Source organism: Pseudomonas sp. IPO3778 (genome assembly GCF_013386825.1).
Taxonomy (GTDB): Bacteria; Pseudomonadota; Gammaproteobacteria; order Pseudomonadales; family Pseudomonadaceae; genus Aquipseudomonas.
Genome location: NZ_JACARC010000004.1, coordinates 16,556 through 32,595, shown reverse-complemented (window position 1 = coordinate 32,595; position 16,040 = coordinate 16,556). Strand labels below are relative to the sequence as shown.

The 16,040-nt window shown below is 62.1% G+C and carries 15 protein-coding genes; 3 read left to right on the top strand and 12 right to left on the bottom strand.

From position 1 onward, the window contains the following. Window positions 1-256 precede the first annotated feature (256 nt). Both HX855_RS00755 and HX855_RS00750 read left to right on the top strand, forming a co-directional pair. Entirely contained in the window at window positions 257-1,915 is a 1,659-nt protein-coding gene (locus HX855_RS00755; RefSeq protein WP_177085052.1) for an MFS transporter, read from the top strand. Next, a complete protein-coding gene (locus tag HX855_RS00750) occupies window positions 1,912-3,057 on the top strand; it encodes an HlyD family secretion protein (protein ID WP_177085054.1) in 1,146 nt (381 codons plus the stop codon). The genes HX855_RS00755 and HX855_RS00750 overlap by 4 nt, the downstream gene beginning before the upstream one ends. Window positions 3,058-3,207: 150 nt before the next feature. Here the strand turns inward: HX855_RS00750 and HX855_RS00745 are convergent, their stop codons facing one another. The 10 genes from HX855_RS00745 to HX855_RS00700 all read right to left on the bottom strand — a co-directional run bounded on the left by HX855_RS00745 (window position 3,208) and on the right by HX855_RS00700 (window position 12,461). Next, entirely contained in the window at window positions 3,208-4,068 is an 861-nt protein-coding gene (locus HX855_RS00745) for an aldose 1-epimerase (protein WP_177085056.1), read from the bottom strand. Window positions 4,069-4,316: 248 nt separating this feature from the next. After that, window positions 4,317-5,597: a TRAP transporter large permease gene (locus HX855_RS00740; protein WP_177085058.1), complete on the bottom strand. Its 1,281-nt coding sequence runs from the start codon at window positions 5,595-5,597 to the stop codon at window positions 4,317-4,319. Continuing rightward, complete coding sequence (locus HX855_RS00735) at window positions 5,598-6,125, bottom strand: TRAP transporter small permease (protein ID WP_177085060.1); 528 nt, start codon at window positions 6,123-6,125, stop codon at window positions 5,598-5,600. Between the two features lie 67 nt (window positions 6,126-6,192). Then, window positions 6,193-7,164, bottom strand: coding sequence for a TRAP transporter substrate-binding protein (locus HX855_RS00730; RefSeq protein WP_177085062.1), 972 nt, complete (start codon window positions 7,162-7,164; stop codon window positions 6,193-6,195). A 51-nt stretch (window positions 7,165-7,215) separates the two neighbouring features. Beyond that, entirely contained in the window at window positions 7,216-8,091 is an 876-nt protein-coding gene (locus tag HX855_RS00725; protein ID WP_177085064.1) for an SMP-30/gluconolactonase/LRE family protein, read from the bottom strand. A 30-nt stretch (window positions 8,092-8,121) separates the two neighbouring features. Continuing rightward, complete coding sequence (locus HX855_RS00720; protein WP_177085066.1) at window positions 8,122-8,943, bottom strand: NAD(P)-dependent oxidoreductase; 822 nt, start codon at window positions 8,941-8,943, stop codon at window positions 8,122-8,124. Between the two features lie 306 nt (window positions 8,944-9,249). Beyond that, window positions 9,250-10,518 (bottom strand): OprD family porin, encoded by a 1,269-nt coding sequence (locus tag HX855_RS00715; RefSeq protein ID WP_177085068.1) that lies wholly within the window; start codon window positions 10,516-10,518, stop codon window positions 9,250-9,252. Between the two features lie 249 nt (window positions 10,519-10,767). Beyond that, complete coding sequence (gene copD, locus HX855_RS00710) at window positions 10,768-11,625, bottom strand: copper homeostasis membrane protein CopD (protein ID WP_177085069.1); 858 nt, start codon at window positions 11,623-11,625, stop codon at window positions 10,768-10,770. Between the two features lie 3 nt (window positions 11,626-11,628). Beyond that, window positions 11,629-11,994, bottom strand: a complete 366-nt coding sequence (gene copC / locus HX855_RS00705) for a copper homeostasis periplasmic binding protein CopC (protein WP_177085071.1) — start codon at window positions 11,992-11,994, stop codon at window positions 11,629-11,631. Between the two features lie 23 nt (window positions 11,995-12,017). Continuing rightward, window positions 12,018-12,461, bottom strand: coding sequence for a GNAT family N-acetyltransferase (locus HX855_RS00700; RefSeq protein ID WP_177085073.1), 444 nt, complete (start codon window positions 12,459-12,461; stop codon window positions 12,018-12,020). A 142-nt stretch (window positions 12,462-12,603) separates the two neighbouring features. Here HX855_RS00700 and HX855_RS00695 point away from each other — a divergent pair, with 142 nt between their 5' ends. Continuing rightward, window positions 12,604-13,224: a TetR/AcrR family transcriptional regulator gene (locus tag HX855_RS00695; protein ID WP_003207828.1), complete on the top strand. Its 621-nt coding sequence runs from the start codon at window positions 12,604-12,606 to the stop codon at window positions 13,222-13,224. Window positions 13,225-13,328: 104 nt separating this feature from the next. Here the strand turns inward: HX855_RS00695 and preA are convergent, their stop codons facing one another. Both preA and HX855_RS00685 read right to left on the bottom strand, forming a co-directional pair. Then, the gene (preA, locus tag HX855_RS00690; protein WP_177085075.1) at window positions 13,329-14,603 is read right to left on the bottom strand and encodes an NAD-dependent dihydropyrimidine dehydrogenase subunit PreA; all 1,275 of its coding nucleotides are present in this window, start codon (window positions 14,601-14,603) and stop codon (window positions 13,329-13,331) included. Next, entirely contained in the window at window positions 14,603-15,970 is a 1,368-nt protein-coding gene (locus HX855_RS00685; RefSeq protein WP_177085077.1) for an NAD(P)-dependent oxidoreductase, read from the bottom strand. Before HX855_RS00685 ends, preA begins: the two co-directional genes overlap by 1 nt. Between the last annotated feature and the right edge of the window lie 70 nt (window positions 15,971-16,040).

Genomic DNA, 16,040 nt, shown 5'->3' with positions numbered 1-16,040 from the left:
ACCGAGCCTAGGCGAGGTGCCGAGTGGTGGGGCAAGAGCCCTTTTGGTTACTTTTGGCTGGGCCGGCATTCCGGGCTCTTTTCCAAAAGTGACCCGCTGTAAGAGCGGAACCCATAGCGGCCGTTACCGCAGCAACGGATATACACCCCACCAGCCCCAAGCCCCTCCCAAGATGGCAAGTTGAACTCCACTCAGGTTTACTACTCCCTGAGTAACCGCTCCACCGGCCCCAAACGCCGGTCACCAAGGCCACCGAATGGACAAATACACCCCCCACACCTGGCAGCCCTACGAACGGCCGAGCCTCCCGGGCTCGCCGTCGACGCCGCTGCATTCCACCCGCAAACGCTGGGCCTACGCCCTGGTCGGCGTGCTTGTGGCAATCACCGGCGGCCTCGGCAACTCGCTGGTGATCGCCAACCTGGTGTACCTGCAAGGCGCCCTGGGCGCCACCACCGCAGAAATGGCCTGGCTCCCCGCCGCCTACGTCATGACCAACGTCTCGATGAACCTGCTGCTGGTCAAGTTCCGCCAACAATTCGGCCTGCGCGCGTTCACTGAGGTGTTCCTGGTGCTCTACGCCCTGGTCACCTTCGGCCATCTGTTCGTCAACGACCTCAGCTCGGCCATCGCCGTGCGCGCCGCCCACGGCATGGTCGGCGCCGCCCTCAGTTCCCTGGGCCTGTACTACATGATCCAGGCCTTCCCCGCAAAATGGCGGATGAAGGCCCTGGTACTCGGCCTGGGCACCGCACAATTGGCCTTGCCCCTGGCCCGGCTGTTCTCCGAAGACCTGCTGCAAATCGCCGAATGGCGCGGCCTGTACCTGTTCGAACTGGGCATGGCCCTGACCTGCCTGGGCTGCGTATTCCTGCTCAAGCTGCCCCCGGGCGACCGCTTCAAAACCTTCGAAAAACTCGACTTCCTCACCTTCGCCATCCTCGCCACCGGCGTCGCCTTGCTCTGCGCCGTGCTGTCCCTGGGCCGTATCGACTGGTGGCTGGAAGCCCCGTGGATCGGCATCGCCTCGGCCTGTTCGCTGGTGCTGATCATGGCCGGCCTGGCCATCGAGCATAACCGCACCAACCCGTTGCTGATGACCCGCTGGCTGGGCAGTGGGGCGATGATTCGCCTGGCGTTGGCGGTGATCCTGATTCGCATGGTGCTCTCGGAACAGTCCACCGGCGCCGTGGGGTTCATGCAGATGCTGAACATGAGCAACGAGCAGATGCGCACCCTGTATTGGGTGATGCTGGCGGGGGCGATTGCCGGCCTGGCCGTCAGCGCGCTGACCATCAACCCGGCGCATTTGCTGATGCCGCTGATCATCTCCCTGGCCTTCATGGCCACAGGCTCGGTGATGGACAGCTTCTCCAGCAACCTCACGCGCCCGCAAAACATGTACATCAGCCAGTTCCTGCTAGGCTTCGGCGGCACGTTCTTCCTCGGGCCGACCATGGTCCTGGGTACGCGTAATGTGCTGACCAACCCCAGGAACCTGGTGAGCTTCTCGGTGCTGTTCGGGATCTGCCAGAACCTTGGCGGCCTGATCGGTGCGGCGTTGCTCGGCACGTTCCAGATCGTGCGGGAGAAGTTTCACTCCAGCATGATCGTCGAACACCTGACCTTGCTCGACCCGCGTGTTGCCGCGCGGGTAGCCAGTGGCGGCTCGGCCTATGGCGGGGTGATTGCCGACCCCGAGTTGCGTAACCTGATGGGCATTCGCAGCCTGGCCACGGCGGCCACCCGCGAGGCGAATGTGATGGCCTACAACGATGTGTTCATGCTGATCGCGATCATCGCCATCCTCACCATGATCTGGATTTTTATCCGCAGCCTCTGGCTGATGAGTACCACTAAAGCTGCCGCCAGTGCAGCGCCTCCCGTTCAACCCAGCGGCGCACTTTCTTCATGACCGAACCGACGACGACCACCACCAACGCCATCGCTTCCACGCCGGAAGGCACCGCGCCGCCGAGCATGCCGGCCACCGAACCCCGCTCCCTGCGGGTGCGCATCATCTCCTCCATGGGCTTTGCCGCGATTGCGATTGTCGGTGTGTTGATTGTGCTCTATGCCTGGCAGTTGCCGCCGTTCAGCAGCGCGGTGGAAACCACCGAGAACGCTCTGGTGCGTGGCCAGGTGACGATCATCGGGCCGCAACTCAGCGGCTACGTGTATGAAGTGCCGGTGACGGACTTCCAGTACGTCAAGGCCGGGGAGTTGCTGGTGCGCCTCGATGACCGCATCTACAAGCAGCGCCTCGACCAGGCCCTGGCGCAGTTGGCGGTGCAGCAGGCGTCGTTGGCCAATGTGGTGCAGCAACGCAACAGCGCCGAGGCGACCATCAAGTTGCGCCAGGCTGCGTTGGTCGACAGCCAGGCCCAGGCCCGCAAGAGCACCGCTGATCTGCGCCGCAACGAAGCGTTGATCAGCGACGGTTCGGTGTCCAAGCGCGAGCTGGACGTGACCCGCGCCGCCAATGCGCAAACCATCGCCGCCGTGGCCCAGGCCCAGGCCAACCTGGAAATCGCCCGGCAGGATTTGCAGACGGTGATCGTCAATCGGGGTTCGCTGGAGGCGGCGGTGGCCAGTGCGGATGCGGCAGTGGAACTGGCGCGTATCGACCTGTCGAACACCCGGATCATCGCCCCGCGTGACGGGCAACTGGGGCAGATTGGCGTGCGCCTCGGGGCCTACGTCAACAGCGGTGCGCAGTTGATGGCGCTGGTGCCGAACCAGCTGTGGGTGATCGCCAACATGAAAGAAACCCAGATGGACAACGTGCAGGTCGGCCAGCCGGTGACCTTTACCGTGGATGCCCTGGACCATCGCAAGTTTCACGGCACGGTGCAGCGTATTTCCCCGGCCACCGGCTCCGAGTTCAGCTTGTTGCAGGCGGATAACGCCACCGGCAACTTTGTGAAGATCGCCCAGCGAGTGCCGGTGCGGATCACTGTCGATCCGGGACAGGAACAGAGCGAGCGGCTGCGGCCGGGGTTGTCGGTGGTGGTGAGTATCGACACGGCGGGGCGCCTGAAAAACACTCCTCCCTGACACGCCGAAAGTCTCCATTGTGGAATGCAATCAATGTGGGAGCTGGCTTGTCGGGTCGCCGCATCGCTGCGATGGCATCACCTGGGTGTACCTGAAAGACCGGGTTGCCTGCATCGCAGGCAAGCCAGCTCCCACATGGGTTTTGTATGGTTAGAGAGGTTTGTATTGCAGGCTGAAACCCAGCTCCACTGACTGTCCTTGCTCCAGCAACTTCAGCCCTGGCCTGCCCGGCAGGTGATGGGCATTCACCGGGTGGCTCACCGGCTCGAAGCAGAAAAAATCCAGCCCCGGCGGGCAATACAGCAGGTAGTAGTCGCTGCCGCTGGCCTGGCACTCCAGCGTGTAACCCAGGTCTGGCTGCTGGATCAGGCAGTGCCCGTCCCATTGGCAAAAACCGTTGTCTACCAGCGCCTCGGGCAACGAGTTGAGCCCTTGGAAATCCCACTCGACGGGCACGGTAGCCAGCCCCGTCGGCAGTTTCGTTGCATCACTCATCCACACCTGCGAAGCCTTGGCCTGCAACTGCGTGCCCGGCCGTCGAGGCAGATACGGGTGCAATCCCAGCCCGTGCCACGCCGCCGTTTCCGCCAGGTGCGTGACGCGCAGGGTGATGCTCAATCTGCCGTCCCTCAACTGCAACCGCTGCTCGGCGCGATAGGCAAACGGCGTGAGGCTGTCCAGTTGCAGCAGCACCTCGTCTGTCGACTGGCTGACCACTTGCCACGCCTGTTGCCAGGCGCTGCCATGAATCGGCAGCGGGTCCAGCGGGCTGTTGGGTTCAAGCGCCAGCCATCCAGACGGGTTATCAAAGCCGCCCTCGGCAATCCGGTTAGACCAGGGCGCCAGGGGAAAACACGCGAGCTTGCCCGGCAGGCCGGCGGCCAGCGCCTGTTGATCCGTAGGGCGCAGCAACGGTTGGCCGCTGCTGCGTACGGTCCAGTTGACGATACTCGCGCCCAACGCTGGCGAGAGCGTCAGGTGGGTGAGAGGGTCTTCAAGTTCAATAATCATGGGTGTCATGCTGACCCGCTTTATGAATGAATAGCCGCCGGACAAGCACTCACTTGTGGTGAGGGGGCTTGTCCACTGTTGGGCTGCGCAGCAGCCCCAAACCTGACTCTGATTTCTGCCTGAGTAGACGCGGCGCTCCTGATGGGGCGGCTTCGCCGCCCAACGGGGGACAAGCCCCCTCGCCACAGACAAGCTCTCTCGCCACAGACAAGCCCTTCAGCACAAAAACCGTTTTGGCAGTCTGAGGTTTATAACACCAACCCCGGCAACCACAACGACAACGCCGGAATGTAGGTCACCGCCAGCAACACCAAAAACAGCACGCCATAAAACGGCAGCAATGCCTTCACGGTTTTCTCGATGCTGACCTTGCCCACCGCCGCGCCCACGAACAGCACCGCACCCACCGGCGGGGTGATCAGGCCAATCCCCAGGTTCACCAGCATGATCATGCCGAACTGCACCGGGTCGACGCCAATGCCCAGCACCACCGGCAGCAAAATCGGCGTGAGGATCAGGATCAGCGGCGCCATGTCCATCACCGTACCCAGCAACAGCAGCATCACGTTGATGCACATCAGGATCACGTAGCGGTTGTCCGACAGGGTCAGGAACATCGTGGTGATCTTCGCCGGGATCTGCATCAGGGTCATGATGTAGCCGAAGCTGGCGGCGAACGCGATGAGGATCATCACGATGGAAATGGTGCGCACCGTGCGGTGCATCAGTTTGGGCAGCTCGCTCCATTTGTAGTCGCGGTAGATGAACATGGTCACGAAGAACGCCCACAGCACAGCAATCGCCGCCGACTCGGTGGCGGTGAAGATGCCCGACAGAATCCCGCCGAGGATGATCACCATCGCCATCAAGCCCCACAGCGCTTCGCCGCAGATTTTCAGTGCCTGTTTCAGGGGGATCACTTCGCCCTTGGGGTAGTTGCGCTTTTTCGCAAAAATCAGGCACAGCACCATCAGGCAGGCGCTCATCAGCAGCCCCGGGACCACGCCGGCCATGAACAGCGAGGCAATCGACACGGTGCCGCCCGCAGCCAGGGAGTACAGCACGGAGTTGTGGCTGGGGGGCGTCAGCAGGGCCTGCACCGAGCCGCTGACGGTGACGGCGGTGGCGAATTCCCGGGGATACCCCCGGCGTTCCATTTCCGGGATCAGCACCGAGCCGACGGACGCGGTATCGGCCACCGATGAGCCGGAGATCGCACCAAAAAACGTCGAGGCCATGATGTTCACCAGGGACAGGCCGCCGCGCACAAAGCCCACCAGCACTCCGGCAAACGCCACCAGCCGGCGCGACATGCCGCCCTCGGCCATGATCGCCCCGGCCAGCACAAAGAACGGAATCGCCATCAGCGAAAACTTGTTTACCCCGCCGGCCACTTGAATCATCAGGGCCTGGAACGGAATGTCGATCCACCACGCGCCGATCAGCGCAGAAAGCCCCAGGGCGTAGGCCACCGGCATGCCGATCAGGATCAAGGCGATAAAGCTGCCCAACAGAATCAATGCGTCCATTCAGGCAGCCCCTTCACTTTCTTCAACCAGGTCGAACCGCACGACCCGACGGTTGCTCTGGTCACCGAGCAAGAGTTTTTCCACGACAAAAATCAGGGTCAGCACGCCGCCAATCGGGATCGGCATATAGGTGATGCCCACCCGCAGGGTCGGCATGGCGCTCATGAACTGGTTCCAGGTGGACACGCACAGTTTGGTGCCCCAGATCGCCATGAACAGGCAGATGGTGCCCATCAGCAACTGGGAAAAGAGGCCCACGATTCTGCGTTGAGCGGGCGGCAGGCGGTCGGTGACCATGGCCACCGACATGTGCGCCCCGGCGCGGTAACTGGCGGCGGCGCCGACAAAGGTGAATACCAGCATCAGCAGGATGGCGGTGGGCTCCGGCCAGCTGGAGCCGGTGCCGAGGACGTAGCGGGCGAAGATGCCCCAGGGGATGATCAGGGCAACGCCGAGGACAGCGAGGCCGGCAATCCAGATGCAGCTCATGTAAATACGGTCGTTGATGCGCAGCAGTAGATTCTTCATGGCGTTCACCGTAACCGGGCGCGTCGGTACCGACCGCGCCGGGCCTTTTCTATAAGGGGAGGGCGGGTTACTCGACGGCTTCGATACGTTTGATCAGGTCGGCGTAAGGCGCGCCGTACTTGTCACGGATCGAGGCGGTGGCCTCATAGAACGGTTTTTTGTCGATGTCGATGAACGCCACACCGGCAGCCTTGAGCTTGGCCTCGCTGCTGGCGGATTTGGCGTCCCACAGCTGGCGCTCCTGGATCTGCGCGGCCTTGGCGGCATTTTTCACTAGCACTTGCTGTTCGGGGGTGAGCTTGTTCCAAGTGATTTTCGACATCACGATGGGCTCGGGCAGAATCAGGTGGCCGGTCAGGCTGTAGAACTTGGCGTTCTGGTAGTGGTTGTGTTCAAGCATGGTGGGCGGGTTGTTCTCCGCGCCGTCGATCACCCCGGTCTGCAGGGCGCTGAAGATCTCGCCGGTGTCCATGGCAATGCCGTTGCCGCCCATGGCGTTGATGGTTTCGATGAAGATCGGGTTGCCCTGCACGCGGATCTTCATGCCCTTGAGGTCTTCGATCTTGCGCACCGGTTTCTTGGTGTAGAGGTTGCGCGTGCCGCCGTCCATCCAGGCCAGGGCCACCAGGTTGAATTCGGAATCGGTGATCTTGCCGAGGATTTCATCACCGATTTCGCCGTCGATGACCTTGCGCATATGCGCCTGGTCGCGGAACACGAACGGCATGTTGAACACGTTCACGTCCGCAACCACCGGCCCGACGATACCGAGGCTGACCCGGGCCATCTGGATGGCGCCGACCTGGGCCTGTTCGACCACTTCCTTTTCGGAGCCGAGCACGCCGCCAGGGAACATCTTGAAGGTCAGGCCGCCGTTGCTCTCGGCGACCAGGGTTTTACCCAGCTGTTCTTCGGCCACTACGGTGGGGTAACCGGCGGGGTGGATGTCGGCGAACTTGATTTCCAGCGCGTGGGCGGCGCCGGCAAAGACGAAGGTGAAAGGGAGTGCGGCGAGGAGCAAGGTGCGTTTGAAGTCCATGGGGTTTCTCTCCAGTCTTGTTATTGTTTTGTTCAAGGCACAGCGATGCAGCTAGAGGATGAAGGTGGGTTCGGGCATTCCCTGTACGCCGGGGTTGAGGGCGAAGACACCGCCGGCGAGGGAGTGCGGGCTGTGATCGTCACGGATCGAGGTGACGAACAAGGTGTCCAGGCGGCTGCCGCCGAAGGCGCACATGGTGGGCTTTTTGACCGGTATGGCCAGGGAGCGGTCGAGACGACCGTCGGGGGTGAAACGGTGGACCAGCCCGGCATCGTTGGCGCAGATCCAGTAGCACCCTTCGGCGTCGATGGCGGCCCCGTCGGGGCGGCCGAGGAACTGGTGCATGTCCACAAACAGCCGGCGGTTGGACGGCGTGCCGCTGTCGATGTCGTAGTCGAAGGCCCAGATTTGCTGCACCAGCGGGTGTGAATCCGAAAGGTACATCGTGCGCCCGTCGGGGCTGAAGGCCAGGCCGTTGGGGGTGATGAAACCGTTGAGTGCGGTATGGACGGGTTGGCCGTTTTCATAGCGGTATAGCGCGCCCTCGGCGGCATTGGCGCCCATGTTGAGCACCATGCTGCTGGCCCAGAACCGCCCCTGGCGATCACAGCGGCCGTCATTCAGGCGCATGTCCGGGCGGGCGTGTTCGACGTTGGCCAGGAGCGTGGTCTCCAGCCGACCGTCGTTGTGGGGCGTGAGCTGAAAAAAACCGGTCTCCATGCCCGCGACCCAGTTACCCGCGCGAGTGCGCGCCATGCAGGCGAGCATCTGCGGGGCTTTCCAGGCTTGCACCTGGCCGCTGGTAGCGTTCCAGCGCTGCAGTTCGCCGTTGGGAATATCCACCCAGTACAGGGCGTTTTCCCCGGCCACCCACACCGGGCATTCACCCACGGCGTTGCGGGCGTCGACAATCAGTTCTGCTTGCATGGCCACTCATTCCCTTGGGTTGGTCTGTGGTCAGTCACCGAACGGGCCGGCGGCACAAAACGCGCCACCCTGGTACACCCGCGCGGGGTCGTCGGTGGCGGGCATCGGTTGGGCTTCCACCTGTTTGCGGAACACTTCGGAGGTGTCCCGTGGGGTGTAACCCAGGTGCGCGGCGAAGCGGTTGTCCCACCACACATCGAGGTTATCCGACATGCCGTAGACCACGGTGTGGCCCACGCCCGGCGTGTACAGCGCGCGCTCGAGCAGTTGGGTGAGGTCGTCGAAACTCAGCCAGGTGTGCATCATCCGGCGGTTCTGGGGTTCCGGGAACGAAGAGCCGATGCGGATGCTGACGGTCTCGATGCCGTAGCGATCGAAGTAGAAACTGGCCATGTCCTCGCCGTAAGACTTGGACAGGCCGTAGTAACTGTCCGGGCGGCGCGGGGAATGGGCGTCGAGGGCTTCGTCTTGCTTGTAGAAGCCGATGACGTGGTTGGAGCTGGCGAAGATCACCCGCTTGACCCCGTGGCGGCGGGCGGCTTCATAAATGTGGAAAATCCCGCAGATATTCGCGCCCAGCACTTCCTCAAAGGAGCGCTCCACCGACACGCCACCGAAATGCAGAATCGCATCAACACCTTCCACCAATTGGTGCACGGCCTGTTTGTCGGACAGATCGCAAGGCAATACTTCTTCGCTGTCATCAGTGGCCGGGGCCATGTCGGCGATGTCCGACAGGCGCAGCACCTTGGCGTAAGGCCGCAGGCGTTCGCGCAAGACTTTGCCCAGGCCACCGGCGGCGCCGGTGAGCAACAGGCGGTTGAACGGGGTAGGAGCGGTTGTGGTGGTCATGGTGGTCCCGTTATTGTTGTAGGTTGTCGTATGACTAGGCTGAAGTATCGTTAGGGTTTCCTGTACTTGTCAACGCGCTATTGGTCGAAGTTGATAGAGGTTCATCGCTTTCCTGTGGCGAGGGAGCTTGCTGTGGTGAGGGAGCTTGCTGTGGCGAGGGAGCTTGCTCCCGCTGGGCTGCGCAGCAGCCCCAAAATCCTGGGAGCGCTTCGCACTCCAGCGGGAGCAAGCTCCCTCGCCACAGCAAGCTCCCTCACCACAGCCAGCTCCCTCGCCACAAAGGCCGTTCCTGTTGTTTGTAAACCGCTATAACAACGACAGCGGGTAACTGATGAATATCCGGTTCTCATCAAACTCATTGGTACTGAAGTCCCGACGCATCGTCGCGTTGCGCCACCGCACATTCAGGTCCTTCAGCGCACCGCTCTGCACGGTGTAGGCCAGTTCCGACTCGCGGCCCCATTCCTTGCCATTGGTGATCGCCCCGGTGTGCACGTTATCGCCGCTGATATAACGGTTCATCATGGTCAGCCCGGGAATGCCCAGCACCACGAAGTTGAAGTCATGCCGCACCTGCCAGGATTTCTCCTTGGCGTTGTCGTAGCTGGCGTTGTAGCTGTCGTTGGCCAGGGTGCCGCCGCTGGTGCCGTTGACCCGCATCCAGGCGCTGTCGCCGGTGAGTTTCTGCAGGCCGATATAAAACGCGTTGCCTTTGTATTTGGCCGACAGCAGGGCGAACGCGGTTTTGTTGTCGAGGTCGCCGGCCAGGGCCTTGCCGTCTTCCTTGCCGTTGAAGAAGCCCAGGTTGGCGCCCAGGGTCCAGTCGCCCACGGGCTGGCTGTGGGTGAGGTTGAAATACTGCTGCTGATAGATGTCGCTGAGTTCGGCGTACCACACGCCCACTTGGGTGCGTTTGTCGTTGAAGGTGTATTCGCCGCCGCCGAAGTTGAAGCGGTCGGAGGTGAAGGCGGCTTTACCGTTGAGGAACAGGTCATCCATGCTCGCGTCGTTGCGCGGGCTGTTGCCGCGGAACTGGCCGCCGTACAGGGTCAGGCCGGCGATTTCGCTGGAAGTGACCTGGCCGCCGCGGAAGGTTTGCGGCAGTGAGCGGCCGTCGTCCGAGCGCAGGATCGGCAGCACCGGCATCCATTCGCCGACTTTCAATTCGGTCTTCGACAGCCGGGTTTTCAGGGCCACACCCAGGCGCCCGAAGTTGTCGACGGGGCGGCCATCACTGCCGGTGGGCAGCAGTTGGGTGCCCGCGGTGCCTTTGCCGCCATCGAGCTTTTGCGAGTACAGGCCGAGCACGTCCAGGCCGAAGCCGACGGTGCCTTGGGTGAAACCGGACTTGGCGTCGAGGATAAAACTTTGCGTCCACTCTTCGGCCTTGGCCTGGGGGTGAGCGGCGTTGGTGAAGTTGCGATTGAAGTAAGCGTTGCGCAGGTTAAGCGTGGCTTTGGCATCGTCGACGAAGCCTTCTGCCGAGGCGGTGACGGGAAGGGTGAAGGCCAGGCTGCTCAAGCCGATGGCGGCAAAGCGGGTGGTGCTGGAGAAAGTGCGGACGAGTTGACTCACAGTGACGCTCCCTTGTCTTTTTGTTGTTTTTATTTTTTGTTATACGTTGTCGTACAACATTGGGGGCGATATTTGCGAGGTTTAAGGGGGTTGTCAATCGAAAGTTATACGATGACTTCGGTCGCGCCACCGATCAAATGCAGGGGCTGGCTTGCGTGCGATGGCACCACCTCGGTGTACCTGAAAGACCGGGTTGCCTGCATCGCAGGCAAGCCAGCTCTCACATTGACCGTGCCCGCGCTCGTTTTTTTAGCCGTTCAGAACCATGGGTGGCAAGGTGCCAAGCAACGAAACCGCGGCTACCGCTGAAACACCTAGTAACAGTTCCAGTCTCACGCTGGCCTTCAACGCCGGCAGTCGCTGTTCACCGTTGTGGATTCGCAGGCGGTTCAATAACGCCAGTGCGAGCATGCCAAACACCAGCAACACCTTGATCAGCAGGATCAGGGCGAACCCGGTGAACAATGGTGTGGGCCAGAACTGCCCGGTGAGTACCCGCACGTTGATCAGGCCGGTCACCAGCAAACCCGTGACCAGGCCATAACCGACACCGCTGAAGCGCTGGAGGATCGGCTCCAATGGAGGGCGGGGCGATTGTGTGAGGATCAATACCAGCATGAGCAAGCCGCCGAGCCAGGCACCGACACACACCAGGTGCACCACCTGATTGAGGATCAGCAGTTGCCCGGCCAGGCCATTGAGCATGGCGCCATGGCCCACCGGTGCCAGCGTCGCCAGCAGCAGTGCGCAGAGCGGCAGGCGCACGGCTTTCCAGGGTGTCATCAAACCGAGCACCAGCAGCAGGTTCAGCACCAGGTGCCAGGTCCAGACCTGGCCGAAGAAGGTTTTGCCCAGCACCAAGCGCACCGTCGACCACTCCAGCGCGCCCAGCCCCACTCCGGCCATGCTCGCGCTGATCAACAGCAACCACGCCACCCCCGACACCAGTGCCAGCCACGCCAACCCGTGGGTGATGCGCGACCATTGGCGGTCGAGCACCGGTTGTGGTCCTGCGCCCAGCAGCCAGGGCCTGAACACACAGGCCCCGAACATCAACAGCACTACGATGAAATGCAGGAAGCGGCACAGCACCAGCAGGGTGGCCATGGATTATTGGCCGACCTTGAAGCTGTATTCACCGTTGCTCTTGTGGGTATCCACCGAGACGGCGTTCCACACCACTTTGTAGGTGCCGGCGGCCAGCGGTGCGGCCGGTGTCACCACCAGCACCTTTTTGTCGGCGTCCGGGGTTTCCAGGCCTTTGATTGCGACTTCGGTGCCGTCCTTGCTCAGGGACACCTTGGTGAAGGTCGCTTCAACGCCTTCGCTGAACGTCAGGCGCAGGTCCTTGGGGGCGGCGACGCTGCTGTCGGCGGCAGGCTTCGCGCTTTTCAGGTGGGCGTGGGCAAAGGCGGCCGAGGCGCCCAGCAGGGAGGCCAGCAGGGCGACGGTGGTGAGGGTCTTCTTGATCAACATTGTTCAATACCTTCAGGTGAGAGTCAGTCGTTCGGTAGAGCCATGTGCAACAAGGGGAAGGGTTTGCCTTCGCCATCGACGGGCGAGCGGCCGGTCTGGGTAAAACCATAGTGCAGGTAGAAACCCACGGCCTGCGGGTTCTGTTCGTTCACATCCACCCGCAGGGTGTCGTGGCGGGCGCGCACAAAGTCCAGCAACTGGCGGCCGATGCCCTGGCCGCGTCGGCTCGGGTCGATAAACAGCATCTCAACATTATTGCCGCCGGTGCCGACAAAGCCGGCAATGCCCTGGGCGTCTTGGTACACCCACACTTCAAGTGCGGGCATCGGCAGGTAGCAATCACGTACCAGGGGCAGCAAGCGCTGGATGTCGTCTTCGCTGAGAAAATCGTGGGTGGCGCGCACCGAGCGTTCCCACAGTGCGCCAAGCACCGGGTCGTCGCACGCGTCTCGCTGTCGGATAGTCATGGAGAGGATCCTTCGAGGGGATGGCGATGCTAACCAATCCGCTTTCCACGGGGAAGGTTCTTGTACGAAGTTTCACAGTGGCGTGTCGCACGGCCTGGAGCGGATGGTAGTCTTGAGGCCATGTTGTTGTCAGGGAGCCCGTATGGGCAATCACAAGATCGGTATTCGTCGGGTCAACGTCGAAAAGATTCTGCTGGCGGCGGAAAAGGTCTTCGCCGAGAAGGGCTATGGCAGCACTGCCATGGCCGACATCGCCGAAGAGGTGCAACTGCCGCGTTCCAACCTGCATTACTACTTCAGCACCAAGAGTGAGTTGTACAGCGCGGTGCTGTTCGACCTGCTGGAAGTGTGGAAACAGGACGCCTTGTGCTTCGAGATGTTCGACGACCCACGGGTGGTGCTCAGCAGCTACATCCGCGCCAAGATGCAGCACTCCCGCAGCCGGCCGTATGGTTCGAAAGTCTGGGCGAATGAAATCATCCACGGCGCGCCGACCCTGGGTGAGGCACTGGACGTGAGCCTGTACGACTGGGCCAAGATGAAAGAGGCGAAGATTCGCCAGTGGGTGGAAGACAAGCGGATTTTGCCGGTGGAGCCGTCGAGCCTGCTGTACATGATCTGGGCCTCGACCCAACACTATGCCGACTTTGATCATCAGGTGAAGATCCTGAATGACCATCAGCCGTTGTCGGACATGCAGTTTGAGCGGGCGGTGCAAACGGTGACGAGTGTGATCCTGCGGGGGATTGGGTTGGAGCCTTGAGCCTTATTGTGACATTGAGGGCCTCATCGCAGGCAAGCCAGCTCCCACAGAGGAATGCATTCCAAATGTGGGAGCTGGCTTGCCTGCGATAGCGATCTAAAGGACTACACCGCTTCCCGGTAGGGGTTGCGCGGGTCCTGCGTCCAGTTCAAAAACGGCTTCCCGGTGTCCACCGGCACCATCTCGATACAGTCCGCCACCGGGCAGGTGATCTGGCACAGGTTGCAGCCCACGCACTCGTCATCAATCACCTCGTACTTATGCGTGCCATCCGCCTGCTTCAAGCTGGCAATCGCCTGGTGCGAAGTATCCTCACAGGCAATATGGCAACGCCCACACCCAATACAGGCTTCCTGATCGATCCTGGCGATCACCTGATAGTTGATATCCAGGTACTTCCAATCCGTCGTATTACCCACCGCCCGCCCGGAAAATTCCTGCAAGCTGCTGTAGCCCTGGCTGTCCATCCACCGCGACAGGCCGTCCTTCATTTCTTCCACAATCCGAAACCCGTGCAGCATCGCCGCCGTGCACACCTGCACCGCGCCGCAGCCCAGCGCGACAAATTCCGCCGCATCGCGCCAGTTGCCGATCCCGCCAATCCCGCAGATCGGCAAACCCTGGGTCTGTGGATCCCGGGCAATCTCCGCCACCATGTTCAACGCAATCGGTTTCACTGCCGAACCGCAGTAGCCACCGTGGGTGCTTTGGGTGCCCACCATCGGCAGGGCGACCATGCGCTCCAGGTCGACACTGGTGATGGAGTTGATGGTGTTGATCAGCGACACCGCATCCGCACCGCCGCGATACGCCGCCCGGGCCGCCACCCGAATGTCGGTGATGTTCGGCGTCAGCTTGACGATCACCGGCAACGAGCAGTAGGTCTTGCACCAGCGCGTCACCTGTTCCACGTACTCCGGCACCTGGCCCACCGCCGCGCCCATGCCGCGCTCCGGCATGCCGTGGGGGCAACCGAAATTCAGCTCGATGCCATCGCAACCGGTGGCTTCCACCAGCGGCAGGATGTGTTTCCACGACGCTTCAACACACGGCACCATCAGCGAGACGATCAGCGCGCGGTCGGGCCAGTCCTTTTTCACCTGGGTAATTTCCCGCAGGTTGATTTCCAGGGAGCGGTCGGTAATCAGCTCGATGTTATTGATGCCGAGCACTTCACGGTTGGCGCCAAAGTGCGCCGAGTAACGGGATGAGACGTTGACCGCGGCGGGGTCTTCGCCGAGGGTTTTCCACACCACGCCGCCCCAGCCCGCCTCAAAGGCACGGACCACGTTGTAGGCCTTGTCGGTGGGCGGCGCGGAGGCCAGCCAGAAAGGATTGGGGGCTTTGATGCCGGCGAACACAATCGAGAGATCGGCCATTACGCAGCCTCCACATTCAGCATGAGTTGGGCGTGCATGGCTTCAGCGGCCAGCTTGCCGTGTTGCACCGCCTGCACGGTGAGGTCCTGGCCGAGGCTGACGCAATCGCCGCCGGCATACACACCGGGGATGCTGGTGCGCAGCTGTTCGTTGACGAAGATACGCTCGCCCTGGCGTTGCAGTTGGTGCGCCAGCGGGTCGTGCAGCGCCGCGTCATCGAAGCCTTGGCCGATCGCCTTGAAGATCGCGTCGGCGGCCAGTTCAAAGGTCTCGCCGGTGGCTTGCAGGCGGCCATCCACCATACGGGTACGGGCGAAACGCATGCCGCGCACATGGCCCTGGTCGTCGAGCAACACCTCTTCGGGTTGGGCCCAGGTCAGCAGGCGCACCTGGTTGGCCTTGGCGATGTCCTGTTCGTGGCCGGTGGCGCCCATTTCAGCCAAGCCTCGGCGGTACACCAGGTTGACGTCGCGGGCACCGAGGCGGGCCATTTGCACGGCCATGTCGATGGCCGTGTTGCCGGCGCCGAGGACGATGCAGCGGTCGGCCAGAGGCAGTTGGCTGAGGTCGTCGGCCTGGCGCAGTTCGCGGATGTAGTCGGTGGCGGCGAGCAGGCCGGGGGCGTCTTCGTGGGGCAGGCCGAGCTGTTTGCTGGCGGCCAGGCCGAGGCCGAGGAATACCGAATCGAATTGCTGGTGCAGTTCGCTCAAGGTCAGGTTGTCGCCGAGGCGTTGGCCGTGACGGATTTCGATGCCACCGATTTGCAGGAGGAAATCCAGTTCCTTTTGCGCAAAATCGTCCACCAGCTTGTACTTGGCGATCCCGTATTCATTCAGGCCGCCGGCTTTTTCCCGGGCTTCGAAAATCACCACGTCATGGCCGTGCAGCGCGCTGCGGTGGGCGCAGGACAGCCCCGCAGGCCCGGCGCCGACCACGGCGATGCGCTTGCCGGTGGGCGCGGCGCGCTGGAACGGGTGTTCGCTGAAGTGCGCATTGTCCACGGCATAACGCTGCAACAGGCCGATCAGCACCGGGGCGCATTCTTCGGCGTTGTTGCGCACGCAGGCTTGCTGGCAAAGGATTTCCGTCGGGCACACCCGGGCGCAACTGCCGCCGAGGATATTCGCCGAGAGGATTTTCTGCGCGGCGCCCTGGACGTTTTCTGTGTGGATATTGCGGATGAACGAGGGGATATCGATCTCGCTGGGGCACGCGTTGACGCACGGTGCGTCGTAGCAATACAGGCAGCGCGAGGCTTCCAGCTGGGCTTGCCGGGCATTGAGCGGCGGCGCCAGGTCGGTGAAATGGGCGGCGAGTGCGGCCGCATCTTCAGGGGGGTGGGGAAGATGGTTCAGGGTCTGGATCACGGTATTGGCCTCACGGTTTTTGAGGTGCTGCCTCTGGTGGGCAGTGGTTTTTTTTATTGCCTGTACCGGC